22 protein-coding genes are annotated in these 23,225 nt (G+C 67.5%); 5 read left to right on the plus strand and 17 right to left on the minus strand.

The features are described from left to right. Nucleotides 1-23: 23 nt before the first annotated feature. The 15 genes from Q368_RS0104925 to Q368_RS0104995 all read right to left on the minus strand — a co-directional run bounded on the left by Q368_RS0104925 (nucleotide 24) and on the right by Q368_RS0104995 (nucleotide 14,904). A complete protein-coding gene (locus Q368_RS0104925; protein ID WP_029457783.1) occupies nucleotides 24-803 on the minus strand; it encodes an ABC transporter ATP-binding protein in 780 nt (259 codons plus the stop codon). 3 nt (nucleotides 804-806) lie between these two features. After that, nucleotides 807-1,964, minus strand: coding sequence for an ABC transporter permease (locus Q368_RS0104930; protein WP_029457785.1), 1,158 nt, complete (start codon nucleotides 1,962-1,964; stop codon nucleotides 807-809). Nucleotides 1,965-2,090: 126 nt separating this feature from the next. After that, nucleotides 2,091-2,429: a hypothetical protein gene (locus Q368_RS26740; RefSeq protein ID WP_029457787.1), complete on the minus strand. Its 339-nt coding sequence runs from the start codon at nucleotides 2,427-2,429 to the stop codon at nucleotides 2,091-2,093. A gap of 107 nt (nucleotides 2,430-2,536) precedes the next feature. Beyond that, complete coding sequence (locus Q368_RS0104940; RefSeq protein WP_029457789.1) at nucleotides 2,537-3,328, minus strand: prepilin peptidase; 792 nt, start codon at nucleotides 3,326-3,328, stop codon at nucleotides 2,537-2,539. 49 nt (nucleotides 3,329-3,377) lie between these two features. Next, nucleotides 3,378-3,767 carry a response regulator gene (locus Q368_RS0104945; RefSeq protein ID WP_029457790.1) on the minus strand — a complete coding sequence of 130 codons (390 nt, stop codon included), beginning with the start codon at nucleotides 3,765-3,767 and terminating at the stop codon, nucleotides 3,378-3,380. Nucleotides 3,768-3,794: 27 nt separating this feature from the next. Beyond that, the gene (locus Q368_RS0104950; protein WP_029457792.1) at nucleotides 3,795-4,736 is read right to left on the minus strand and encodes a sensor histidine kinase; all 942 of its coding nucleotides are present in this window, start codon (nucleotides 4,734-4,736) and stop codon (nucleotides 3,795-3,797) included. Next, nucleotides 4,696-5,088, minus strand: a complete 393-nt coding sequence (locus Q368_RS0104955) for a response regulator (protein WP_029457794.1) — start codon at nucleotides 5,086-5,088, stop codon at nucleotides 4,696-4,698. Before Q368_RS0104955 ends, Q368_RS0104950 begins: the two co-directional genes overlap by 41 nt. 87 nt (nucleotides 5,089-5,175) lie before the next feature. Continuing rightward, the gene (locus Q368_RS0104960) at nucleotides 5,176-6,828 is read right to left on the minus strand and encodes a sensor histidine kinase (protein WP_029457796.1); all 1,653 of its coding nucleotides are present in this window, start codon (nucleotides 6,826-6,828) and stop codon (nucleotides 5,176-5,178) included. Between the two features lie 73 nt (nucleotides 6,829-6,901). After that, nucleotides 6,902-8,716, minus strand: coding sequence for a sensor histidine kinase (locus tag Q368_RS0104965; RefSeq protein WP_245611283.1), 1,815 nt, complete (start codon nucleotides 8,714-8,716; stop codon nucleotides 6,902-6,904). Between the two features lie 217 nt (nucleotides 8,717-8,933). After that, nucleotides 8,934-10,073 carry a peptide-methionine (R)-S-oxide reductase MsrB gene (gene msrB / locus Q368_RS0104970; protein WP_043785046.1) on the minus strand — a complete coding sequence of 380 codons (1,140 nt, stop codon included), beginning with the start codon at nucleotides 10,071-10,073 and terminating at the stop codon, nucleotides 8,934-8,936. A 225-nt stretch (nucleotides 10,074-10,298) separates the two neighbouring features. After that, on the minus strand, nucleotides 10,299-11,738 hold the full coding sequence (locus Q368_RS0104975; protein WP_029457800.1) for a sigma-54-dependent transcriptional regulator: 1,440 nt from the start codon (nucleotides 11,736-11,738) through the stop codon (nucleotides 10,299-10,301). A 16-nt stretch (nucleotides 11,739-11,754) separates the two neighbouring features. Next, a complete protein-coding gene (locus Q368_RS27255) occupies nucleotides 11,755-12,543 on the minus strand; it encodes a response regulator (RefSeq protein ID WP_029457802.1) in 789 nt (262 codons plus the stop codon). Between the two features lie 161 nt (nucleotides 12,544-12,704). Beyond that, entirely contained in the window at nucleotides 12,705-12,953 is a 249-nt protein-coding gene (locus Q368_RS0104985) for a DUF333 domain-containing protein (RefSeq protein ID WP_052360025.1), read from the minus strand. A 56-nt stretch (nucleotides 12,954-13,009) separates the two neighbouring features. Beyond that, complete coding sequence (locus tag Q368_RS0104990) at nucleotides 13,010-13,993, minus strand: formyltransferase family protein (protein WP_029457805.1); 984 nt, start codon at nucleotides 13,991-13,993, stop codon at nucleotides 13,010-13,012. 104 nt (nucleotides 13,994-14,097) lie between these two features. Beyond that, nucleotides 14,098-14,904, minus strand: a complete 807-nt coding sequence (locus Q368_RS0104995; RefSeq protein ID WP_084158683.1) for a LysM peptidoglycan-binding domain-containing protein — start codon at nucleotides 14,902-14,904, stop codon at nucleotides 14,098-14,100. 408 nt (nucleotides 14,905-15,312) lie between these two features. Between Q368_RS0104995 and Q368_RS0105000 the strand changes: the two genes are divergently transcribed. The 4 genes from Q368_RS0105000 to Q368_RS0105015 all read left to right on the plus strand — a co-directional run bounded on the left by Q368_RS0105000 (nucleotide 15,313) and on the right by Q368_RS0105015 (nucleotide 17,676). After that, the gene (locus Q368_RS0105000) at nucleotides 15,313-16,083 is read left to right on the plus strand and encodes a hypothetical protein (RefSeq protein ID WP_029457808.1); all 771 of its coding nucleotides are present in this window, start codon (nucleotides 15,313-15,315) and stop codon (nucleotides 16,081-16,083) included. Continuing rightward, a complete protein-coding gene (locus Q368_RS0105005; RefSeq protein WP_029457814.1) occupies nucleotides 16,080-16,580 on the plus strand; it encodes a hypothetical protein in 501 nt (166 codons plus the stop codon). Before Q368_RS0105000 ends, Q368_RS0105005 begins: the two co-directional genes overlap by 4 nt. A 221-nt stretch (nucleotides 16,581-16,801) precedes the next feature. Further along, complete coding sequence (locus Q368_RS24400; protein WP_029457816.1) at nucleotides 16,802-17,227, plus strand: MarR family winged helix-turn-helix transcriptional regulator; 426 nt, start codon at nucleotides 16,802-16,804, stop codon at nucleotides 17,225-17,227. 47 nt (nucleotides 17,228-17,274) lie between these two features. Beyond that, nucleotides 17,275-17,676: a pyridoxamine 5'-phosphate oxidase family protein gene (locus Q368_RS0105015; protein ID WP_029457818.1), complete on the plus strand. Its 402-nt coding sequence runs from the start codon at nucleotides 17,275-17,277 to the stop codon at nucleotides 17,674-17,676. A gap of 46 nt (nucleotides 17,677-17,722) precedes the next feature. Here the strand turns inward: Q368_RS0105015 and Q368_RS0105020 are convergent, their stop codons facing one another. Then, the gene (locus tag Q368_RS0105020) at nucleotides 17,723-19,414 is read right to left on the minus strand and encodes a bifunctional sulfate adenylyltransferase/adenylylsulfate kinase (RefSeq protein WP_029457820.1); all 1,692 of its coding nucleotides are present in this window, start codon (nucleotides 19,412-19,414) and stop codon (nucleotides 17,723-17,725) included. 87 nt (nucleotides 19,415-19,501) lie between these two features. Beyond that, on the minus strand, nucleotides 19,502-20,710 hold the full coding sequence (locus Q368_RS0105025; RefSeq protein WP_029457822.1) for an HDOD domain-containing protein: 1,209 nt from the start codon (nucleotides 20,708-20,710) through the stop codon (nucleotides 19,502-19,504). Between the two features lie 214 nt (nucleotides 20,711-20,924). Between Q368_RS0105025 and Q368_RS0105030 the strand changes: the two genes are divergently transcribed. Next, nucleotides 20,925-23,195, plus strand: coding sequence for a hypothetical protein (locus tag Q368_RS0105030; RefSeq protein WP_029457824.1), 2,271 nt, complete (start codon nucleotides 20,925-20,927; stop codon nucleotides 23,193-23,195). Nucleotides 23,196-23,225: the final 30 nt, after the last annotated feature.

Consider the following 23,225-nt stretch of genomic DNA (forward strand, 5'->3'; position numbering starts at 1 on the left):
CGCCTGTTGCCGTTTGCGGCGGGCTATTTCTCGCCCCTGGTCAGAAAGTGGCGCAGGTTGGGGTCGGTGGTGTGGGCCAGCAGTTCCTTGGGGTTGCCGCTGGCGCTCATGGTCCGGGTTTCGACGTTCAAAAAGACCGAATTGTTGCCGATGGCGAAGATGCTGGCCAGTTCGTGGGTAACGACCACGAAGGTGGCGCGCAGGCTCTCGCGCAATTCCAGGATGAGTTCGTCGAGCAGGTGGGCGCTCACCGGGTCGAGGCCGGCCGAGGGCTCGTCGAAAAAGAGAATGTCCGGGTCGAGCGCCATGGCCCGGGCCAGCCCGGCGCGCTTGCACATGCCGCCGCTGATTTCCGACGGGTAGAAGTCCTCGAAGCCGGCGAGGCCGACCAGGGCGAGCTTGAGCGAGGCCAGTTCCCGGATGTCCCTGGGCTTGAGCCGGGTGTACTGCGACAGGGGCAGGCCGATGTTTTCGGCCAGGGTCATGGAGCTGAAAAGCGCCCCGGACTGGTAGAGGATGCCGGTGCGGCGCAGGATGGCGTCGCGCTTCTCTGGCTCCGAGTCCCAGAGGCTGCCTTCCCGGTAGAGGATCTTGCCCTTGGCCGGCTCCTTGAGGCCCACGAGTACGCGCAGCAGGGTGGATTTGCCGCAGCCGCTGCCGCCCATGATGATGAAGACGTCGCCGCGGTTCACGGTGAAGTTGAGGTCGCGCATGATGATGAAATCGCCATAGGCCATGGTCAGGTTCTCGACCCGTATGGCCGGCGTTTCGGCGGGCGCGGCGGCGTTGGTGCTTGCTTCCATGGGTTACACGCCGATGATGTTGCAGGCCACGGTGATGATGGCCGTGGCGATGATGATGGCGAGGATGCTCGTGACCACGGCCGAGGTGGTGGCCTGGCCCACGCCCAGGGCGCTTCTGCCGCAGCGCATGCCGCGGTAGCAGCCGGCCATGGCCACGAGGATGCCGAAAATGGTGCTGTGTACGAGCCCTATCCAGAAATTGGCCAGGGGCACGGATTGCCAGGTGTGGGTCAGGTACTGCACGGGATTGATGTGGAGCATGAACACCCCGACGATGAAGCCGCCGAGGATGCCCATGATGTCGGCGTAGATGCACAGAAGCGGCATCATGATGACCAGGGCGATCATGCGCGGCAGCACCAGGAACTGGGTCGGGGAGAAGCCGAAGGTGCGCAGGGCGTCGATTTCCTCGTTGACCTGCATGGTGCCCAGTTCCGCGGCGTAGGCCGCGCCGGTGCGGCCGGCCATGATGATGCCGGTCATGATGGCGCCCATGACGCGCACCATGGCGATGCCGACGATGGTGGAGACGTAGATCTGCGCGCCGAATTGCGAGAGCTGGATGGCTCCGACGAAGGCGAGGATGAGGCCGACGAGGAGGCTTATGAGCGAGACGATGGGCAGGGCTTCGACGCTCGCCTGGTACAGCAGCGCCACGAGCCCGGAACGCTGGAACACGGCCTTGCCCCGGAAAAGGGCCAAACAGGCGAGCGTCACGTCGCCGACGAAATCGAGCAGGTTGATGATCGCCTGGGAGACGGCAATCCCCAGGTCGCCCATGCGTTCGAGAAAGGGCGCGCGCCGGGTCTTGCGGGCCGCCCCCTGGCGTTCGGGGACCTTGCTGGCCAGTTCCAGCAGGCTGGCCACACCGGCCGGGAGCCCGGAGAGATCGGCCTCCACGCGGCGCTCGCCGGCCAGGGCCAGGACGGCGCGGCAGTGGGTGAGAAACAGGCTGTCCCAGGCGGTGACGCCGGCCGCGTCGAAGCGCAGGCGCGTCGGTGGCGGCGTGGCGGCCAGGGCGTCGCGCACGGGGCGCGGGTCGGGAAAAGGGATGTCCTTGCGCCACGCGCCGCTGAGACGCAGGGTGAGCGTCCCGGCATCCTTGAGGATTTCCAGACGCGGGGCGTCGGCCGGGGCAGAAGGGGGCGTGGTGTGCGTCATGGGAAAAGGAACCGCCGGGGCATTATTGCGCTACCGGTGCATCGATGGGCCGGAACGGGGCGGCTGTCAAGCGACAAAGCGGCTACGGCAGGAAAACCGTGACCGCCTTGTCGCCGGAGGGGCCGTCTATTTGGCCGCCGGGTATTGGCGCAGGCATTCCTGGTCGCACAGGTCGCTGCCGCGGTCGAGCATGTAGCCGCAATCTTGCAATTGGTAGCCCTGATAATAGAGGCGATTGTAGACTTGGCTGCACGCCGTGCGACACGCGCCGGAGGTGGCGTACTTCTGAGTAATGACGTTTTCGAACTCCTGGCAGATGCTCATGTCGGAATCGCAGGGATCGCGCCCCGGGGGCGTGATGCAGTTGCCGAAGAACATGGAGGGCGACGCGGGTTTCATCGGAGCGCATCCGGTCACGGTGATGCACAGCAGGGCCATTGCCAGGGTGTAGTGGAGAAATCGCATGCCGTCCTCCGTTGCAGGTTGGTGGATGCCGTCTACTTCGGCTATTCCTGCCTAGCATAGGGAGACTGTGAAACGCCAGTCCCGAGCGGCGGTGGAAGGCGATTTTTCTACAGGCGCGTCAAAAGGCGCAGGAGGGCGGGGCCGTAAAGGATGTAGGCCATGGCCCCGAAACAGAGAAACGGGCCAAAGGGGATGGGCATGGACCGGCCCCGGCCCTTGCCGAGCACGTAGAAGGGGCTGGCGAGCAGCGCGGCGAGGCTGCCCACGAGCACGGCGTAGGGCAGGCCGAGCACGCCGCACGCGCCGCCGATGGAGAGCATGAGTTTGACGTCGCCGCCGCCCAGGCCGTCGACGCCTTTGGCCAGGCGGAAGCCGGCGGCGAGCAGCCAGAAGACGCCGAAGCCCGCGACCGCGCCGATGACGGCCTGCATCGGCCCGATGTCCGGGCGCGTCGCGCCGATGGCGATGCCCAGGGCCGCGGCCGGATAGGTGAGGAAGTTGGGCAGCAGGTAGATCTGGAAATCGATGCCCGAAGCCACGATATAAAGCCCGCCCAGGGCCAGGTAGGCGACGAACCACCAGCTTGGGCCGAAGGCCGCGGCCGCAAGCGCGGCCCAGGCCGCCGAGGCCAGTTCGATGAGCGGATAGAGCGCGGAGATGCGCTCCCGGCAGGCCGCGCAACGGCCGCGCAGCAGCAGGTAGCTCACGAGCGGCAACAGTTCCCACCAGGCGAGGGGATGGCCGCAGTGCGGGCAATGGGACGCCGGGCGCACGATGGACGTACCGGCGATGCCGCGCGAGACGCACACGGAATAGAAGCTGCCGAGCACGAGTCCGAGCACGGCGGCGAAGGCCGGAAAAACATAGGGGAAAAGGGCGGGCGAGAGGAATTGCGGCATCAGGCTCTTTTGTCCGTCCCGCCCCGTGGCGTCAAGGCGCGCGTGCCCGTCAGCGGGGCCTGGTCGCCTGGCGGCGGTCGTAGACGGCGCGGATGGCCCCTTCGAGTTCCTCGGTGGGGCAGGGCTTGAGCAGATAATCGGCCGCGCCGCCGGCGATCATGACCGAGGCGATATCGACCGAGGCGTGGCCGGTGAGTACCAGCACCTCGGCCTCGGGACAGGCCGCGCGCAAAAGCGGCAAGGCCTGCTCGCCGGAAAGCCCGGGCATCTTCACGTCGAGCACGACGACGTCGCAGGGTGCCTGCGCGAGAAGAGCGAGCGCCTCCTGGCCGCCGCCGGCGGTGCGCACGGAAAAGCCGTGGCGGCTGAGGAGCTTGGCCAGGGTGTCGCGGAAACGTTCCTCGTCGTCGACGATCAGTACGCGGATGGGGTCGGCCATGGGATGCTCCGGAGTATTATGTTGGCGTTACAGGGGCAGGGTCACGGTGAAGGTCGCGCCCTGTCCGGGTTGGCTCTGCGCGGATAGCGATCCGCCCAGGCGCGCCACGATGCCGTGGGACACCGACAGGCCAAGGCCGGTGCCCTTGCCCGGCTCCTTGGTGGTGAAAAAGGGGTCGAAGATCTTGGTCATGTTTTCCGGCGGGATACCGCAGCCGGTGTCGCGCACGGCCACGGACACGCGCCCGTCCTCGCGCCGCGTGACCAGGGTGATGCAGCCGCCCTGGGGCGTGGCGTAGAGCGCGTTGGTGAGGAGATTCAGGATGACCTGGCGCAAAAGCGGCACGTCCGTGCGCACGGGCGGCAGGTCCGGGGCGTAGTCGCGCAGGATCGCCACGCCACGGCCCTTGGCCTCCTTTTCCACGAGCAGCGCCATGTCCTCGATAACCTGTTCGATGGCCTCCTCCTGGAGCACGGGCTCCACCTTGCGCGCGAAATTGAGGAGCTTGTGGGTGATCTGGCGGCAGCGGTCCACCTGTTTGGCGATCTCGCGCAGGCTGTCCCGGGCGTCGGCGAGGTCCTCGTCCGGGAGGCCCTTGCAGCCGGCCGTGAGTTCGCGGGCCAGGTCGAGCTCCTGGGTGATGATGGCCAGGGGGTTGTTGATCTCGTGGGCGATGCCCGAGGACAGTTCCCCGATGGCGGCGAGCTTTTGCGAGTGGAGCAGGCGCAGGTCCATTTCGCGCAACTCTCCTTCGCCGCGCCGGATGCGCCGGGCCAGCGTGAGCGCCGAGCCGATGCAGATGGCTCCGGCCACGAGCGCCAGCACCACGTCGATCTCCGGCGGCGTGAGGAGCGTGGCGAGCACGGCCGCGCCGGCAAGCCCGGGCGCGAGCACGGTATGCGGCCACAGCGGCGGAAAGACGAACCCGTCAGGACCGGCTTCGGGCTTCGTTGAGCTCTTTGCGTTCATGGGCCTTTTTGGCCTTTTCCAAAAGTTCCCCGAAATCCACGGGTTTGAGCACGTAATCGTAGGCCCCGAGCGACATGCCCTGCATGCCGGCCTCGACCGAGGCGTGGCCGGTCAGGATGATGACCTCGACCAGGGGGTGACGCTTTTTGATTTCCTTGAGCACGGCCAGCCCGTCCATGCCCGGCATGCGCATGTCCAGGATGACGACGTCGAACGCCTCCGCGTCGAGCTTGGCCAGGGCCTCGGGGCCGCTGGACGCGGCCGTGACCGGGATCTGGCGGTAGGTGAACCGCTTGACCAGGGTCTCGAGGAAATCGGCCTCGTCGTCCACGGCCAGTACGCGCAATCCCATTCGTCCCTCCCGCGGGCAAGGTGTTCGTGTCGCAATTCCGCGCGCCGTTTCGGGCGGCGCGCCGTGCCCCGGCCGGACGTCGCCGGGTCAGGCCCCGATCGGCAGCGCGATGTGGAAGGTCGTGCCCTGTCCTTCCTTGCTCGTGACGTGGATGTGCCCGCCGAGCTTTTCGATGATGCTGTAGCTGATGGTCAGCCCGAGGCCCGTGCCCTCGCCCACCTTCTTGGTGGTGAAGAAGGGGTCGAAGATCTTTTCCAGGGCATCCTTGCTCATGCCCTTGCCGGTGTCGGCGATGGCGATGTCCACTTCGCCGGAGTCGGGCAGGTGGCGCGTGGTCACGGTGATCGTGCCGTTCTTGTCGATGGCGTCGATGGCGTTGTCCATGATGTTGAGGAAGACCTGCTGGAGCTGGGAGGCGTCGGATTCGATGCGCGGCATGTCCTTCTGGTAGTCGCTGATGAAGGTGATGCCGCGGAAGCTGGCCTCGTTTTCCAGAAACGACCGGGTCTGGTCGAGCAGCAGGTTGACGTCGAGGTCCTCCTGCGTCGGCTCCATGCGCCGCGCGAATCCGAGCAGGCGGTGCGTGACGTCCTTGGCCCGGCGCACGTGAAACTCGATCTTGGACACCGCGTCCTCGAATTCCTGGAAATTCGGGCTGGCCTTGATGTCCTCCTCGCTTAAGAGGTCGCGCATCCAGCCGGCTTTTTCCATGATGATGGCCAGGGGATTGTTGACCTCGTGTGCCACGCCCGCGGCGAGCTTGCCGAGCGCCGCCATCTTGCTCGACTGGGTGAGCGACGCGTCGAGCGCGGCCTTCTCGCGTTCGGCCCGCACCAGCGCGCTCACCGTGCCGCTCGCGACCCAGACCGCGCCGCCGACGATGAGCAGCGACCCGCCGGCGAGCAGCAGGATGAGCAGCCAGCGCGCGCGCATGATGGGCAGCATCTCCTCGCGCGGGTCGTCCTTGACCACGAGCAGCCAGTCTTTGTGGTTGAGCCAGGTCATGGCGTACAGCGACGTCTGGCCCTCGATGGTCAGGCTTTCCACGCGGGTGCCGGAAAAGCGCGGGATGTTGGGGAAATCCAGGGTGTCGAACATGGCGTGGCCGAAACGCGGCTTGGTTTGCAGCACGTGGTCCGCGGCCAGGATGAAGGCGTCGCCGGTCTTACCCAGGTGGATGCTGCGCACGAGCGAGTCGAAGATGTCGGAATCGATGGCCGCGCGCAGCACCCAGGTCTTGTCCCCTTCGCGGCGGCTGACCGCGATGTTGAAGTGGGGGTACTTGCGAAAGCCCAGGAACACGTCGCTGACGTGGATGCCCCGGGCCATGACCTTGTGGAACCATTCCTCGCGGCTGTAGTCGATGCCCTTGAGCTTGTAGGGGCCGACGTAGGCCGTGCAGATGCCGTTCTGGTCGATGACCTGCAAGTCGAGGAAGGACTTGCTGTGCATTTGCAGCACGCCGAAAATGTGCTCCAGGTAGGATTCGCGGGAAAGGTCGCCGTAGGATTCGGTCAGGGCCAGATTGGAGAGCTGCGCCACGCGCTCGGCCAGGTAGAGGTCGATGGTGACCTTCTTGTTTTCGACCAGGTTGCTCAAGCTCTCGTAGACCTTGTCGAGGTAGGTTTCGTAGAAACGGTTGTAGAGGCCAAGTCCCAGGCTGAAGAGCGGGATGAAGGAGAAGGCCAGTGTGATGGCGATGAGCTTGAGGCGCAGCTTGCTGAGTTCGTCCTGGATCATGCGGTTGCCTCGCTGGTTGCGGCCGGCTCGTGGCAGCATAGCCCGAACCGTTCGCGATGCCTAGCGCGTTGCCTCAGGCCGCCTCGGCCAGGGGCACGGTCACGGTCACCTGGCTGCCCCGGCCGGGAGCGCCGGCGATGCGGATGCTGCCGCCGTGGTGTTCCACCACGGCCCGGGAGGCGGCAAGGCCGATGCCGAGCCCGGGCATCTTGCCGGTGAGAGAATCGCCGAGCTGAAGGAATTTTTCAAACACCGCCTCGCGCATGGCCGACGGGATGCCCCGTCCGGTGTCCTCCACGGTGATGGCGGCCATGCCGTCCTCGCGCCGCACGCGGCAGGCCACGTGCCCGGCGTCGGTGAACTTGACGGCGTTGGAAAACAGGTGGCGCAACACGTAGACCATGCGCTCCCGGTCGCAGCGCAGCGGCGGCAGGTCCGCCGGGATGTCGCGCAAAAATTGCAGCCCTTTCTCCGACATGACCGCGAGAAATGGCTCCACGGCGCGTCCGACCACGTCTTCCGCGGCCACGGGCCCCATGTCCAGGTCGGTTTCGCCGGATTCCAGGGCGGCCAGTTCCAGCACGTTGTCGATCAGCCCCGTGAGCCTGTGCCCTTCGTCGAGCATGATGCCGCAGTTCTCGCCAAACCGCGCGCATTCGGCGGCCAGCTCCGGGTCCCTGGCCCCGGCCTCTGCCAGGGGGCCGCGCTCCAGGCGTTTCTTCATGACCTGGGCGAAGCCGACCATGGAGGTGAGCGGGGTTTTGAGCTCGTGGGAGACGAGGCTTAAGAAATTGGATTTGACGCGGCTCAGGTCCTCGGCGCGTTTGCGCGCCTTGCGCGCCTGCCGGGCTTCCTCGGCGGCCTCGCGTTCCTTGCGGGCCAGATCGAGGATGGTGGCCACGAGGTGCTTTTCCATGCGCCCGATGTCCTCGGCCAGGCTGCGGAATTCGCCGGAGAAGGCGGCGGGGTCGAGGTTGGTCTGCTCGCCCCGGGCCACCCGCCGCGCATGGCGGCCGAGCACGGACAGGGGCGTGGCCACGGAGCGGAACACGCCCCAGGCGGCCAGGGCCACGGCCAGCACGACCGCGGCCTGGATGGCCGTGGACGCGATGGCCGCGTCGCGGGCGATGGCTGCGCGTTCGGCTTCGTAGTGGCTGCGCAGGCCCTCGGTGACGGGCTCGAGCGCCCTGGCCGCGGCCACGAAGGCGGCGCTCGGCGAGCCGGCGAGCTCCACCCGGCCGGCGTAGGCGCGCAGGGCGTCGAGGTATTCGTCGATGCGTCCGGCCGCTGCGGCGTCGTGTTCGGCGCGGGCCAGGGCGGCCAGTTGCGCGGCCTCGCCCTCCAGGCGGGCGAGGCTTGCCGGCGTGCCCGAGGCCAGCCAGCGTTTTTCCTGGGCGCGCAGGCGGGCGAGCCCCCGCGACAGGGGCGGAATCGCGTCTTCCAGCCGGTCCAGGGCCTGGGAGCGTTCCAGGAACAGGGCCGCCGGCGCGTCCATGGCCGGCGCTTCGGAATTGCCGGCCAGGGCCGTGAAGGCGGCGAGGTATTCGCGCAGAAGGCGCAGGGCCGCTTCCCGCTCGGCCGCGTTGCCCGGGTCGAGGGCGCCGAGGGCCGCGATGGCCGCGGCCGCGGCCTGCTGGTGCCTGCGCACGGCGGCCAGGGAGGCGGCGTCGTGGCGCAGGAAGTAGTTTTTTTCCTGGCGGCGCATGGACAATACGTCGAGGGTGGCGGAAACGGCCAGCCGTTCCAGCTCCAGGGTGCGCTCGATGCGCCGCGATTCCAGGAGATCGACGAGGAAAATGAGGCAGAATCCGGCAAGAATGCAGCCGAAGAGGGCGAGCAGCTTGTGTTTGACGCTTACGGCGCCAAGCCTTTCCCGGATTGTCGGCACGACCGTCTCCCTGCCCCAGCGGGCCGATGGCGGTGGGCGTTGCGTCCGGCTGGTCGCAGGCGCAGCGCGACGCAGAAAAAGCATAGCCTATCCCACCCTGTCGCGCCAGCGGATTGTTACGTGTTTCACATGGCTGGGCACAGGCAAGGCGGGAGTCCCGAAGCGGCTGCCGCCGCTTCGGGACCGGTTGGGGAGGGGCGGGAAAAGAGGGAGGGGTTTACTCGATGTCCTTGAGGAATTCGCCGTAGCCGTCGCGCTTCATGTCCGCTTCGGGCACGAAGCGCAGGGCGGTCGAGTTCATGCAGTAGCGAAGCCCCGTGGGCTTGGGGCCGTCGGGAAAGACATGGCCGAGGTGCGAGTCGCCGTGGCGGCTTCTGACTTCGATGCGCGTGGCGAAAAGGCTCTTGTCCTCGCGGGTGACGACGTTGTCCGGGACCAGCGGCCGGGTGAAGCTCGGCCAGCCCGTGCCGGAATCGTACTTGTCGCGGGAACTGAACAGCGGTTCCCCGGACACGACATCCACGTAGATGCCGGGAGCCTTGTTGTCCCAGTAGGCGTTGCGGAAAGGCGGCTCGGTACCCTCCTTTTGCGTCACGTCGTACTGCTGCGGCGAGAGCCGCTTGCGCAGTTCCGCGGTATCCGGCTTGCGGAAGTTTTTCCAATCGCCGGCAGCAGCGGTCGCCGCCGCGCCCGCGTCCGCGTCCTTGCCGCCCCAGGCCTGGTCCAGGAATTGGTCGCGCCCGGAAAAGCGGCGGTAGGTCTCGTATTGGAGCTTGTGGGTCTTGTAGTAGTCCTGGTGGTAGTTCTCGGCGTTGGTGAAGAACGTAAACGGCAGTACGGCGACGGCCAGGGGCTTGTGGAAGCGGCCCGAGGCGGCAAGGTCCGCCAGGGCGTCCTCGGCCTCCTTTTTCTGTGCCGCGTCGTGGTAGAAGATGGCCGGCCGGTACTGCTTGCCGCGGTCGGCGAACTGGCCGCCGGCGTCGGTGGGGTCGATATGGCGCAGGAACGTGTCGAGCACCTGCCGGTAGCCGGTGCGGGTCGGATCGTAGAAGACCTGGACCGCCTCGTAATGGCCGGTCCGGCCGGAAGAGACCTGCTCGTAATCGGGATGGGGCTCGTCGCCGCCGGTATAGCCGGAAACGACCTCGAGCACGCCGGGCAGCTTTTCCATATCCGACTCCACGCACCAGAAACAACCGCCGGCCAGGGTGGCGACCTGCGTGTTCGGGGCATGGTTCGTGGGCATGGCGTTCTCCGTTCGGGATTCGGGTTGCGCCGCCGCAAGGGCGGACGCGGCCGCCAGCAGGCAGCCCGTCAGTATGGCAAGGACGCGCAAGGTCCGTTGGAATCGGTTCATGACAACCTCCCCTGGCGACGCCGCATGAGGCGGTGCGCCTGCGTGGGGTCATGAAAAACATTATCAAGAACCGGGCCACGGCCTCGGCAATCATTGTGGTGTAATTGTAGAATAAATTTCAAAGAGGTTCTGTGCGGGCGCTGTGGATTCCTGAAAAAAAGGAGCTGGCGGGCAGGAAAGAACAGTGCGGCAGGCAGGATGCCGGGGGCGTCCCTGCCGGCGGGATCACGTTTCGCGGTCTGCGCCGGAAAGCCCGAGTCCGTGCTTGCGCAACAGGCCGTACAGGCGCGATTGGCTGAGCCCCGAGAGATCCATGGCCGCGCGCACGTTGCCGCGGACGGCGGCGATGAGGGCGGCCAGGTATTCGCGCTCGACCCGGTCGTGGGCGTCGCGCTTGTAGGCGTTCCAGTCCGGCAGGGCCGGCGCGGTCGCTGCCCGGGGGGAGGGCGCGGGCGCGGCGACGGCGGCCGGTGCGGCCGGTTCTTTCCGGCCACGGGCCACGCGGGAGCGCACGAACCGCACGCGCAGGTCCCGGGGCAGGTGGGAGGGGAGCAGTTCCGACTCCAGCGGCGCGGCGGCGCTCAGGGCCTCGAGCACGTGGACGAGCTCGCGGATGTTGCCTGGCCAGCCGTATTGCCGGAAAAGCTCGAGCAATTCCGGGGCCGGGGTCTTAAGCGGCAGCCTGCCGGCGCGGCAGATGCGGGTGAGGTGGTGTTCGGCGAGCTCCGGCAGTTCCTCCGGCATGTCGCGCAGGGGCGGCAGCAGGATGGTCACGGAGCGGATGCGGTAGTAGAGGTCCTCGCGGAAGGACCCGGCCGCGACCATGGCCGCGAGGTCGCGGTTGCTCGCGCATACCAGCCGGAAATCCACGGCGATCTCGCGGTTGTCGCCTACGGGCCGGTAGGTGCGGCTCTCGAGCAGCCGCAGGAAGCCCTTTTGCATCTCCAGGGACATCTCGCTGACCTCGTCGAGGAAGAGCGTGCCGCCGTGGGCCCGGGCGAGCAGGCCCGGCTTGTCGGCCGAGGCCCCTGTGAAGGCCCCTTTGCGGTGGCCGAACAGTTCGCTCGGCAGAAGCGATTCGGTCAGCCCCGCACAGTCCACCACCACGCACTCGGCTTCGGACCGGGAGCTGTTTTCATGGATGGCCCGGGCGAAGAGCTCCTTGCCCGTGCCGGTTTCGCCGAGAAGCAGCACGTTGGCCTGGCTCCTGGCGGCGCGCCCCATCTGGCGCAGGGCCCGCTCCATGGCCGGGCCGCCGCCGATGATGCCGGCGCGGCGCACGGGCAGGGAATCCTGTTTCTTTTCGCGGAAACGCAACGCCCGCAGGCAGGCCAGGCGCAACGCCTCCTGGCTGGCCGTCTTCTCGATGTAGTCCCATGCGCCGCTCATAATGGCCAGTTCCGCGCCGTCGGGATCGCCCGCGCCGGTGATGATGACCACTTCCGGCTCGCCGGGCAGGGCCCGCAACCGGGGCAGCAGGTCGAGGCCGGAGCCGTCGGGCAGGCGCACGTCCAGGAAGATGAGGTCGAAGTCGGCTTCGCCGGCCGCGCGGGCGGCGGCGTCCAGGGTGCCGGCCCGCGTGATGGCGTGGCCTTCGGCGGCGAGCAGCCGGGACAGGAATTCCCGGAAGAAGGCGTCGTCGTCGATGACCAGAATGCGGGCCATGGCCGGGTCCTTGCGTTTACGTTGCCCGATCGGCAAGCAGGGGATGGGAGCGGACGGCGGCCAGTACCGCGGCCAGTTCGCGGTCGGCCACGGCGTGCCTGGTGCGGCAGGGATCGAGCGATCCCGCGCCGCAGGCCTCCTGCACCGCCTTCATGGCCGCGTGCAGGCGCGTGGCCCGGATCGGGCCGGCCATGCCGGCCAGGTCGTGGGCCAGGGGCGCGGCGGCGGCGACGTCGCCCCGCTCCACGGCCCGGGCCAGAGCCAGCCGCTTGGGTTCGGCCAGCTCAAGGAACAGCGAGAGCATTTCTTCGGCGAACTCCCTGTTGCTCTCCCGGGTGAACGCCTGCAGATCGAAGCCGCCCGCATCCTCGGACGACGCGTCGGCATGCCGGGGCGTGGCGGCCAGGACGCGCGCGATGGCCACGGCGATGTCCGCGCTGCTGGCGGGCTTGGCCAGGTGTTCGTCCATGCCGGCAGCCCGGCAGCGGTCGCGGTCCTCGCGGGAGGCGAACGCCGTCAGGGCCACGATGGGAATGCGGGCGTCGTTGCGCGCGCCGGCCCGGCCTTCCCGGATGAGGCGGGTCAGGGCCAGCCCGTCCATGTCCGGCAGTTGCACGTCCATGAAGACGAGGTCGAAAGGTTGGCTGGAAAAAAGCGTGACGGCCTGGCCGCCGTCCTCGGCCGCGACAGGGTTGTGGCCCATTTTGCGCAGCGCGTGCAGCAGATAGAACCTGTTGATCTCATTGTCGTCGACAATCAGTACGGAAAGGGAAGGCGTGCCCTCATCCGAACCGCGTGCGTTCATGCATTCCCCCATACCTGCGCGCCTTGCGGAAGGAATTCCGTCTGGCGCGTCGTGCTTGGATCGCATGCAACTAGCACAAAACAGCCGGGGATCAAAGGGGGACAGGCCGTTGTCCCCCGGCCGGTCCCTGCGCAAGGGGATTCGCGGGCCAGGCCGGCCAGTTACCAGGACAACAGATCGGTCAGGGGGGAAAGGAAGCGGTAGAGCGCCCATTCGTCCACGGCTAGGCCGTTGTCGAACACGCACGTGCCGACTTCGCCCGATCCCGTGTCGCCGATGACGAGCGTGCCGCCGCTTTCCACGCAGAACGTGGAGGCCGGGTTGGGCAGGCCGACAAGTTGTGCCTGGGCGACGGGGCAGGCGCAGGCGAGCAAGCCGCAGAGCACGGCGAGAAGCAGAGCGTGGCGCATGGCGTCTCCTCCTGTGTGCGGGGGCTTCGGCCTGCGGCGTGCGGCCCGCAGGCGGGTCAGACCTCCGGTTCGACGGTTTCGGCCCGGGGAAAGACGGCGAGTCTGGGGCTCCCCGGCACGGGTTGCCCCTTGCAATAGGCTTCGACGCGGTGCGCCCGGCCGTCCCTGTACTGCGGCGGCGTCATCCAGACAAAGCCGGAGTGGCCGTCGCCGAACCCCGCCGCGCAGACGTCCGGGCGGAACTGGTCCGCGGCGACGACGTAATCGTGGCCGTCCACGACGAGTTTGACCTCCTGGCGGGTCTGCGGCGCGTGGGAGTCCCGCACCCAGCCGAGGATGCGGTCGGGCTGCGGTGGGTCGAGATGGCCGATGACGCCGCCCGGCGCTTCGAGCACGAAACGCATGCCGTGCAGGAGCACGGAAAATTCCACCGGCCCGGGAGGGCCGAAGCTCACGAGGCGATGCAGCAGTTCGTCCTTGGCGATGTCGGCATCCATCACGCACATCTTGTTGTAGTCGTCGATGGTATGCCGCTTTTCGCCCCAGGCCGTCCTGCCTTCGGCGGCGAGGGGCGCTTCGCGGGTAAGCGCCGGGGCGAGGCGGATGAGCAGCAGCGACAGGGCCTGCCGGGCGACGTTCGCATAGCCGGGACGGTCCTTGGCTGCGGTCACCGGCAGGATTTCCGCGGCGATGATCTCGCCCGCGTCCACCTGGGAGGACATGACGTGGAAGGTCGCCCCGAAGGTCTTGGCCCGCTCGTAGCAGGCCCAGGCTTCGGGAGCCGTGCCGGGATAGTCCGGCGACCCGGGGTGAAAATTGTAGGCTCCCTGGGAAAAGGCCGCCAGGCAGTCCTGCGGCACGATCACGTGGGAGAGGTAGGAGAGCAGACGCGCTTTGGGCCCCATGCTTCCGATGGCCTCCCGCAGACCGGGAAGGTCGACGACGTGGCGGATGGCGACGCCCATGCCGTGCGCGCCGAGAACCTGGCACAGCGAAAGGGCGTCTTCGTTGGGGGAGAGCAGGACGATGTCGAAGGCCATGGCGTTTCTCCGCCCCGGCCTGGAATCGGGCCGGGATTGCATGCAACGTGCAAAATAGGCGGCGCGGCGCATGCGGTCAAGCCATGCCACCGTTTCGCCGCCGGCTATTTCCTCACTTTCTCGAATGTGATCTGCCCGGAACCACCGCTGGAATAGCGCAACGCCGTGACATGGCCCGAGTCGTCGAACACCAGGTTGAAATTGTGGACGCTTCCCACTGCGTCCGTGCCGTCGTAGATAGCGTACAACAGCCGTCGCATGGAAATGGTCTTGTTGTCCTTGTTCAGGATGACGCCGTCCGGTCCCTTGCTGATGCGCAGCGTGCCGAGCGTCGGATGTTTGTACGTGCCCACGGCCAACTGGTCCGTATCGACCGTGCCGCCAGCTTCGGACGCTTGCGAAGAGACGGCGGGCCCTGGCGCGACAGGCGTCGCTGCCGCCTTCTCCGGCGAGGCGGTCGGCGTGGGAGCGGCGGCTGCCGGCGCCGCGATTACGGCCGGCGGGGTCGCCGTAGGCGCCAGGGCGGCGGCGGGCTGGCTGTCGGCCGGCGCGGGACGCGGTGCGTCCGTTGCGACTGTCGGCCTGGGGGCTGCCGGCGGCCGTGCGGTGGCGGGCAGGCGCAGGACATTTCCGGCGGACAGGCGGTCCGGATGGGGGAGGTCGTTGGCCTGTTGGATCGCCTCGGTGCTGACGCCGAGCCTGCGGGCGATACGGCTTAACGTATCCCCGCGCTGGATGGTGTAGGTGCCGGCGTCGTTGCCGGCAGAGGGCTGTGCCCAGGAAGGGGCGGCGACAGCCGCGAGGCCCCCGAGAAGCAGGGCGCACAAGGCGCGTCGGCTTGGCATGTCTGGAATCCGTGTGCTGGTTGAAAGGACGGCAAAGACGCGTTCCCGACCGATTTTGGCAAGCATAGAAAAAAGCGCCTGCGCTGACAATGCGAAAAGGCTGGCGTTCCCGCCCCCTACGCCCCGCGACTTGCGTGATGGGGCTTGCCTTCCGGCCGGTTAACCCTTACCTGGAGACGTGTCTGGGATGTCGTTATTTTGGCGCCCCGGTGGAGTGAAGACGTCGTCCGGATCGGATTGCCCTGGCGTCCCGGCTGGCCTTGGCCCCGGGGCGTCCCTTCATTTCAAGGCAGGACCGCCGGTCCCGCGCCGTTCCTCGGGGCCGGCCGCGCGGCCAAGCGCCCGTCCCCATCCCCGGTCTTCCCCGAAACCTCGTCCCCGCCGTGGCCGGCGTCCCCTGAAAAGACGGCGGGACGAGGCACCATGCTTCGGCTACGGCGGCCCGCGCGTCCGGCAAGGTAGAAGAGACCCTCTATGGATAACCCGCAAGGCAACGAGACCAGCGAAGCCAAGGGCGGCGCGGCCTCCCTGGGCGGCTTCGGCATGACCCTTTCCGACAAGGAAAAAAAGAACCTCCTGACCTTCCTTTCCATCGGGGTCATCCTGGTGGAGTTCGCCGTCACCATCGCCGCCGTGTGCTACGGCATCATCAACTCCCAAAAACTCCCCGACGGCACCGTCCAGTTCCGTTTCCCCTGGATTCCTTACGGCGTGGCGCTCATCCTCGCGCCCGTGGCCATCATGTTCGTCGTCAACATCATCGGCATGGGCTTCACCCGCTTCTTCAAGGGCGAACCGGCCATGGACGAGGAGCACCTGCGCTACATGCCGGAGCGGCTGCGACGCCTCGTGAGCCTCTCGCGCGGCCTGCCCACCGTCATCCTGCTCGGCGGCATGATTCTGCTCGGCGTGGCGCTGTATTACCTCGACGCCGTCATCCAGATGCTCCTGCGCATCGGCGACCATGTCGAGGTCATCGCCCCCTGGGTCATGCTCGGGCTCGTCGCGGCCTGGTGCCTGAGCTACCTCGTGCGCATGTGGTTCATCTACAAGACCCGGCGCATGCAGGAGGAATACGCCTTCCGCAGGGAGGTGCTCGAACGCACCGGCATCGTCATCGTCGACGGCCGCAAACACATCGCCGCCGATGGCCGCGTCATCGGCGAGCAACCCGCATTGCCCGGCCGCATCATCGATGTGCTGCCGCCCGGCGAATCCGACGCGGACAAGGACACCAACCCATGAGCGCCGCTCCCGATACCCTGCGCGAAACGGTCCGCCGGACGCTCCTGCGCCGCGTGGCACGCACCGACGACGCCGGCCGCGCCGAGGCGCTGACCGCCTTCATCGGACTGTCCCGGCCCGGCATTGACCCGGAGGCCGCGAGGATCATCGTCGAAAAAACGCCGCGCCTGTTGCCGCAACTGGCGGAGAAGTGGATCGGCATGTTCGTGGACCGGCTCTTCGAAACCGTGCCCCTGGACCAGATATCCCTGCTGTGCGACGGCAGCGAGGAAAACGAGGCCGCTCTGGCCCTGGCCTACGTCATGTTCCTCGAATCCGAACGCATGGAGAAGCAGATGGCCGCGGATCTGGCCGCCTGCGACCTGCCGCCCGGCGAGGACGGCAGCGACCTCGCTGCGGATGTCCTGCGCCGTCTGGCCAAGGCCGAGGAAAAACATCGTCAGGCCGCCCAGGCCAAGGCCTCGGCATACAAGCGCTCGCGACGGGATTTGAATTAGGGAAGAAAGACGGAAGAGGCCTCCGGCGGCCAGGAGGGGATGCGCCCCTCCTGGACCTCTCCGGCCGGGGATGGGGAAGCGGCGGGAGTTTTCCCGCCTTTTTTGTTTTCAATGTCTGGCCCGGCCTTGGGGGCTTTTCCTGCGCGTATCGCGTCCCTGCGCCGGGGCGATGGTCGGGATTGGGACTTGACAATTGTTCGACGTAGAACTAATTCTGTCCCATGCGAACGGAACACGTGGTTGCCCTTGTCAGCCGGATTCGGGAATCAGCCAATGCGCTGCTCGTTTCGGAATTGACGCGCTTGGGGCACCCGGACCTCGCACCGTCGCACGGCGCGATTCTTGGTGCCCTGTACGACCGGGGGGAACTGTCCATGGGAGCGCTGGCCCAGGCCATCGGCAGGAAGAAAAACACGCTGACCGTGCTCGTCAGGAAACTGGAGCGGGCCGGATACGTGCAACGGACCGTTTCGCCCGGAGATTCGCGCGTCTCCATGATCGCCCTCACCGTCAAGGGGGAGGCCTTTCGGAAGGATTTCGGCGCGATATCGCGCATGCTGCTTTCGCGGGTCTGGGGCGACATGGAGCAAGGGCAACGGGAAGCGCTGGTGCGGGGGTTGGAGCGGATCCTGGCCAATCTGGGCTGATTTTTTTTGAGCAAACTGTTCTACGTAGAACAAATAGGGAGAGTCCCATGCGTGAGATCATCGATTTCCTGACGGCCAACAGCACGGTTTTCCTTGCCACGTCGGACAAGGGGCAGGCGCGGGTCCGTCCCTTCCAGTTTCAGTTCGGGCAGGACGGCCGCTTGTGGTTCTGTACGGCGCGGCACAAGGAGGTCTTTGCCCAGCTGCAGGCCGACCCGAGGCTCGAGCTGGCGAGCACCGCCAAAGACATGGCAACACTGCGCCTGTTGGGCCAGGCCAATCTTGATGACGATATGGCGGTGAAGCGCCGCATCCTTGAGAACAACGGTCTTGTGCGTTCGATTTACGGCGCGGCGGACAATCCGGATTTTACCGTGTTCAGCGTCGATCACGGGACGGCCGTCATTTTCGACTTCAGTGGGAATCCCCCGAAACAGTACGAGTTTTAATGTCTCCAACATGCCCCCAGGCTGCACCAGCCCAGCCGTATCCCGCCTATGCGAGATACCCTTCGCGTTCGAGGTAGAGCAATACATCCTGGGCGGCCTGTTCGGGGGTGAGGCGCGTGGTGTCCAGGCGGATTTCGGGGTGTTCGGGGGCTTCGTAGGGGTCGTCGATGCCGGTGACGCCTTTGACGACGCCGGCCCGGGCCTTGGCGTAAAGCCCTTTGCGGTCGCGTTGTTCGCACACGGTCAGGGGGGTGGCCACGTGCAGTTCCACGAACCCGCCGTGGGGCGCGACCAGGGCGCGGGCTGCGGCGCGGGCTCTGGCGTAGGGGGCGATGGGGGCGCAGAGGGCGATGCCGCCGTTTTTGGTGATCTCGCTGGCCACGAACCCGATGCGCGTGATGTTGAGGTCGCGGTGTTCCTTGGTGAAGGTCAGCTCGCTGGAGAGGTGGCGGCGCACGATGTCGCCGTCGAGGAGTGTGACCGGCCGGCTGCGCAGTTCCATGAACTTGACGTAAAGGATCTTGGCCAGGGTGGATTTGCCCGCGCCGGAAAGCCCCGTCATGAAGATGGTGAATCCCTGGCGGGAGCGCGGCGGGAACACGGCGCGCAGTTCGGCCGCGATTTCGGGCGGGGTGAACCAGTCCGGGATGTCCAGGCCGAATTCCAGGCGGCGGGTGCATTCCGCGGGCGTGATGTCCTTGACCGTCATGCCGGGTGCGACGCTCGCACGCGGCACGTATTGCGCTTTTTCCTCCACGTAGTCCATGGCGGTTTCCGGGATCATGACGATGCCGGTTTCTGCTTCGCTGTCAGCCACGAGTTGTTGTGCTTTTCCGGTGGGATAGATGGGGGAGGCGTCTGCGGCCATCGGGTCGGCGTGGCGCAAGGCGACGAGGGTGTGCGTGCAGCCGTGGTTGCGCTGGATGAGGGCTTCGAAGAGCGCCTGGCGGGGACCGGCCTGGAGCGACGGCAGGGGCAGCAGGTTGAGCAGCAGCAAGTTCTCGGGAAAGCTTCTGGCGAAAAGGCCTGCGCAGCGCACCCCGGCGAAGTGACCCGGTCCGCCGGCCAGGGCGTCACCGGCCGAATGCAGCAGCAGGATGCTGCCTTCGATGTCCGCCGCCGCCTGGCGCAGCATGGCGTGCTGGCGGTTGTGGAGCAGGGCGTGCGCCTGGAAGCCGAGCACCCGCCGCCAGCCGCGCCGCCGGAAAATGGACTGCACGGCGGCCGGGGTGCGCCGCAGCTCCGGAAAATCGGCATGGGATGGCAGCGCGATGCCCGCAATCGCGCCGCCGATGCGCCAGGGTGCGGTTTCCTGGGCATAGGCCACGGCCCCGGGGTGGCGGTCGATATCCGACAGGCCGAAGAGGGCCGAGGCTTCCCGGCGGGCGTCGGCCTGCCAGGTTTCACTTACGGTGAGCACGGCGAGCATGAACCCTTCCTGGTCGCGCAGGGCGAGATTTTCACCGGGAACGAGGCTTGCGGCCAGATCAGCCGGCGCATCGAGGCTCACGGGCATGGGGAAGAGGCGGCCGTCGGCCAGGCGCATGCTTTCCAGCACGGACGCGGCGTCGGCGCGGCCCATGTACCCGGTCAGCGGGGAAAGCGCCCCGGAAAGCAGCAACTCGAGCAGTGCCTGCTGGCGTGGGGAGAGGCTCAGGGATTTGAAGGAAAGGGACTGGGTCTTGAGCGCCCCGGCCTGCTTCGCCTGTAGGAGAAGGTGTTGCGCGCACGTGTCCATGTTGCTTCCTTTGGCGTCGCATTCGGACAGGGGCTCCGCGCGGCGTATTGCGTGTCGGCGTTTCGTCACTTGCGCTCGCGGCCGGGGTCAGGCGAACATGGCGCACACGACGTCGAGGTGCGATTCGGCCATGGCCACGAGTTCCGGCAGTTCCCGGGCGTCGATGGCCGCGATGCGCCAGGCTTCGGGCATAAAACGCGGCACGAGGCGTTCGCCGCTGCCGCCGGAAAGCGTCGCCCCCGCGATCATGTCCGCCACGCCGATCAGGGCCGCTTCCATGGGTTCGTCGCCGGAAGCAGGGTCGTGGTGCCGCCACACGGCCTGTTCCAGGCTTTCAGGAAACCGCCATTTGCGCAGCAGCAGGCCGCCGAGCGTGGCGTGGTCGAAACCGAGCAGCTCCCGTTCCGCATCGACGAGCAGGCAGCCCGTTGCGGCGGCCCGGTGCAGGGTGGCCGCGGCCGCGGCGGGCTGCTGCTTGAACAGTACGAGCCGGCCGATGTCGTGGAGCAGGCCGGCCACGAAAAAACGTTCCGGGCTCGGGTCGCCCTGGTGCGTGGCCAGGATCTTGGCCACGAGCCCCACGCCCACGCTGTGCCGCCAGAATTGCCGCATGTCGATGCACTGCGCCGGGATGTCCTTGAAAAGCGGCAGCACGGACACGCCCATGGCCAGGGTGGAGAGCTGGTTGAGCCCAAGCAGCATGACCGCCCGGGTCAGGGAGTCCACGGGACCCGGCGGCAACCCGCCCGACACGCGCATGGTGCGGGCGTAGAAGGCGCTGTTGACGAGCTTGAGGAGCTTGGCCGTCAGGCTCGGGTCCTTGCCGATGACCGCCGCCGCCTCCTCCACCGTGGAATCCTGGTCGCTTAACACCTCGCGGATGCGCATGAAGACTTCGGGCAGCGAAACCAGCACCGGGTCGTCGGCCAGGATGCGTTCCGGCGTGAGCGTCGGCGGGGGCGTAAACGCATGGGCCGCCGGCAGCGGACAGGGGGAAGGCGGGGCGGCGGCGCGGGCCAGGGCCAGTTCGCGCAAGGCGGCGACGATGGGCTGCCCCACCGGCAGGTGCGCGAAGCGGGCGCGCACGGCCGTTGCGGCGTCCGGCTGGGACGACGCGGCCGGCGCGGCATCCTCGGCAGCGACGGTGATGTCCTGGACATGCCAGCCGCGCAGGAGGCGGAGGTTGCCCTCACTGAGCGTTGCACCAGCCGTCAGCCGGTAGTCGCCGCCCGGGCTCTCGGCGTCGGCGGCCAGCACCATGCCGGCGCGCGCCTTTGAAAGGGGAATGGTCGGCATGGACGTTCCTCGTTTGCCTGCTTTGCTGCCGCGCGTGCGGAAAATAAGGGGCTGCTCCAGCCCCCGCATCGGTCGGATGTTTTTTCCGTCTAGCACCGCCGCGTCCGCCGGGCAAGGGCGCGCCGGCAAAGGGGGTTTTCCCGGGGCGCGCCTTGGCCTATAAAAATGGTCCGGAAGCACGCGGCGACCCCGCCGCCCTCCGGCAGGAGGCAGCATGATCGCATTTCCGCTCATCACCGGCGACGGCCAGCTCGTGTCCATGGGCGACGTCCATTTTAGCGACGCCCTCGGCGCGCCCCAGGCCTATGGCCTGATCCGTTTTTCCCACACCAGCGATGCCCTGCGCGGCCTCGTGCGCGACTTGCGCGACCGCGCCGCCCGCGACGGCGCGGCGCTGACCGATTTCATGGACATAAGCGGCCGCAGCGGCCATTCGCGCATCGGCCTCGACATCGAGCTGACGGGCGAGCCGCCGGAAGTCTCGGACAGCGCGCGCACCGTGGAAGTGCCTGTGGCGCTTTCGGCGCTCAACGCCGCACTGGCGGAATCTCTGGCCGACCTGCGCTGCCTGTGCGCGGACGGGGGGGTGGATTTCGGGCGGCTTTTCATCGCGCGCGGCCCGGCGCTCTCCCGGGAGGAGATCGGGGAGGCCATGGACCGGGGCTGGCTCCTTTTGCCCGAGCGCCACCGCATCGACCCGGACGGGGTGGTGGAGATTCCCCTGGAGAACGTGCGCTACGTCCTGTCCTCGCGCCTGCTCGGCGTGGGGCGCAATTTCTCGGAGATGGTGGTCAAGGGCAAGCACGGGCTGACCATTTTCCAATGCCCGTCGCCGGCCGGGCTGCCGGCGCGGATGGGGCCACGGGAGTTCCTGGTCGGGGCGGTGCGCATCGCCCTCGGGCCGTATGTGGCGTTCATCACGCGCGAGACTTCGGCCCCGGGCGTTTTCCACCTCGCTTCGAGGCTGCTCGACGGCATCCGCACGTCGGGCATCGCCACGCCGCGCCAGGTGGAGCTCTACAACGGCGACGACGAGCCCGTGTCCACGCGCGACCTTGCCGTGCGCCTGCGCCTCTATCCCGCCGACCCGGCCCTGACCGGACTGGCCGACCGGGTGTTTCTGCCCGGCAAGGCCCGGGAAGTGCTGGCGGCGGGCGTGGATTTCGCCGACCTGACCGACGTCTTCAACCCCGAGGTCGCCCGGGGCTTTTTCGACGAGGTCACGGCCGTCCCGGGCCAGGGCGGCATCTACGGCCGCATGCTCATGCCGGGCAAGACCATCGCCATCCCCTGGGAGCAGGAGGAGGGCGAATGGCTCCAGGAATTCCAGTGGCGGCTCGTGTACGAGTACGCCCGGGGCAACGTGCCCGAGGGGGTCATGGAGGGCGAGGAGATTCCCAAGCGGGTGCGGCCGCTGCTCGACGCGCTCAAGTACGTGGGCGGCGAACAGAAGCTCTCCAAGGTCTTCGTCGCCGAGGCCCTGCCGCCCGTGGACACGCTGCGGGTGCTCAAGCGCAACGGCATCGGCGTGGTGGTGGCCCGGGGCATGGGCTGCGCCGTGGGCGAGAGCTGCCGGTTGCCGCACTTCCGCATGGACCAGACGCTCTACGAGGAGCTCGTGCGCCTGGAAAACGAGGGCATGCGCTTCTACCTGCTGCTCGAAATCAACGGTGAGGCGCAGGTGCGCGAGTTTTTCCGGGGGCTTTGGGTGACGCGGCCGGGCAAGGAGCAATTGCCGCGCGTGCACACCACCATGGCCATGTTCGGCTCGTCCGTGGACGTGCTGGGGCCGGTGCTGGCCGCGCCCATCGCCGATTTCCTGCGCCGGCTGCGCGACCATCCGCGCCTGGGCGAGGGCTTCGGCGTGGCCCACGGCTCGGGGCCGGGGGTGATGCGCATCGTGGACGACGCGGCCGCGGCCCTTGGCATCTACCGCATGGGTGTCGGGATCAACGCCGAGGAGATCGGCCAGCACACCAACTTCGCGCCCGAGGCCGTGGCGCAGTTCACGAACCTCGCGCTCAACACGCGCCAGGACATCCTGGACCGGCGGTCGCTTTTCAAGATCTTCAACCTGGGCGGCTTCGGCACGAGCTACGAGATCAACATGGCGTTGACGTTCATGAAGATCGGCCAGTGCCTGCCCGCGCCGTACATCTTCATCGACCCTGTGGGCCTTGGGCCCGGCGGCGCGCCCTTCTGGCGGCAGACGCTCGAACAGTTCCGCGAGCTCTCGGGCGACCTGTCCGGCGGCGGACACGAACTCGGCCCTCTGGGGCCGCGTTGGATCGTCAACTGCTGCCACGAGGTCGGCAGCTACGAGGAAGGCTACGCGGTCATGGCCGCGTTCCTGGACGACCCGGGCGCCTACTGGCGCGAGCGGGGGATTCCTTTGGAAAAGGTGCGCACGGCGCGCGAGAACCTGCGCGCGGCGGGCATGCCCATCCCGCCCTACATCGACGAGGCGCTGGAGGCGGACTCCTGACGCGGCCCTGAAAAATACGTCAGTGGTCTT

Source organism: Solidesulfovibrio alcoholivorans DSM 5433, assembly GCF_000702665.1.
Taxonomy (GTDB): domain Bacteria; phylum Desulfobacterota; class Desulfovibrionia; order Desulfovibrionales; family Desulfovibrionaceae; genus Solidesulfovibrio; species Solidesulfovibrio alcoholivorans.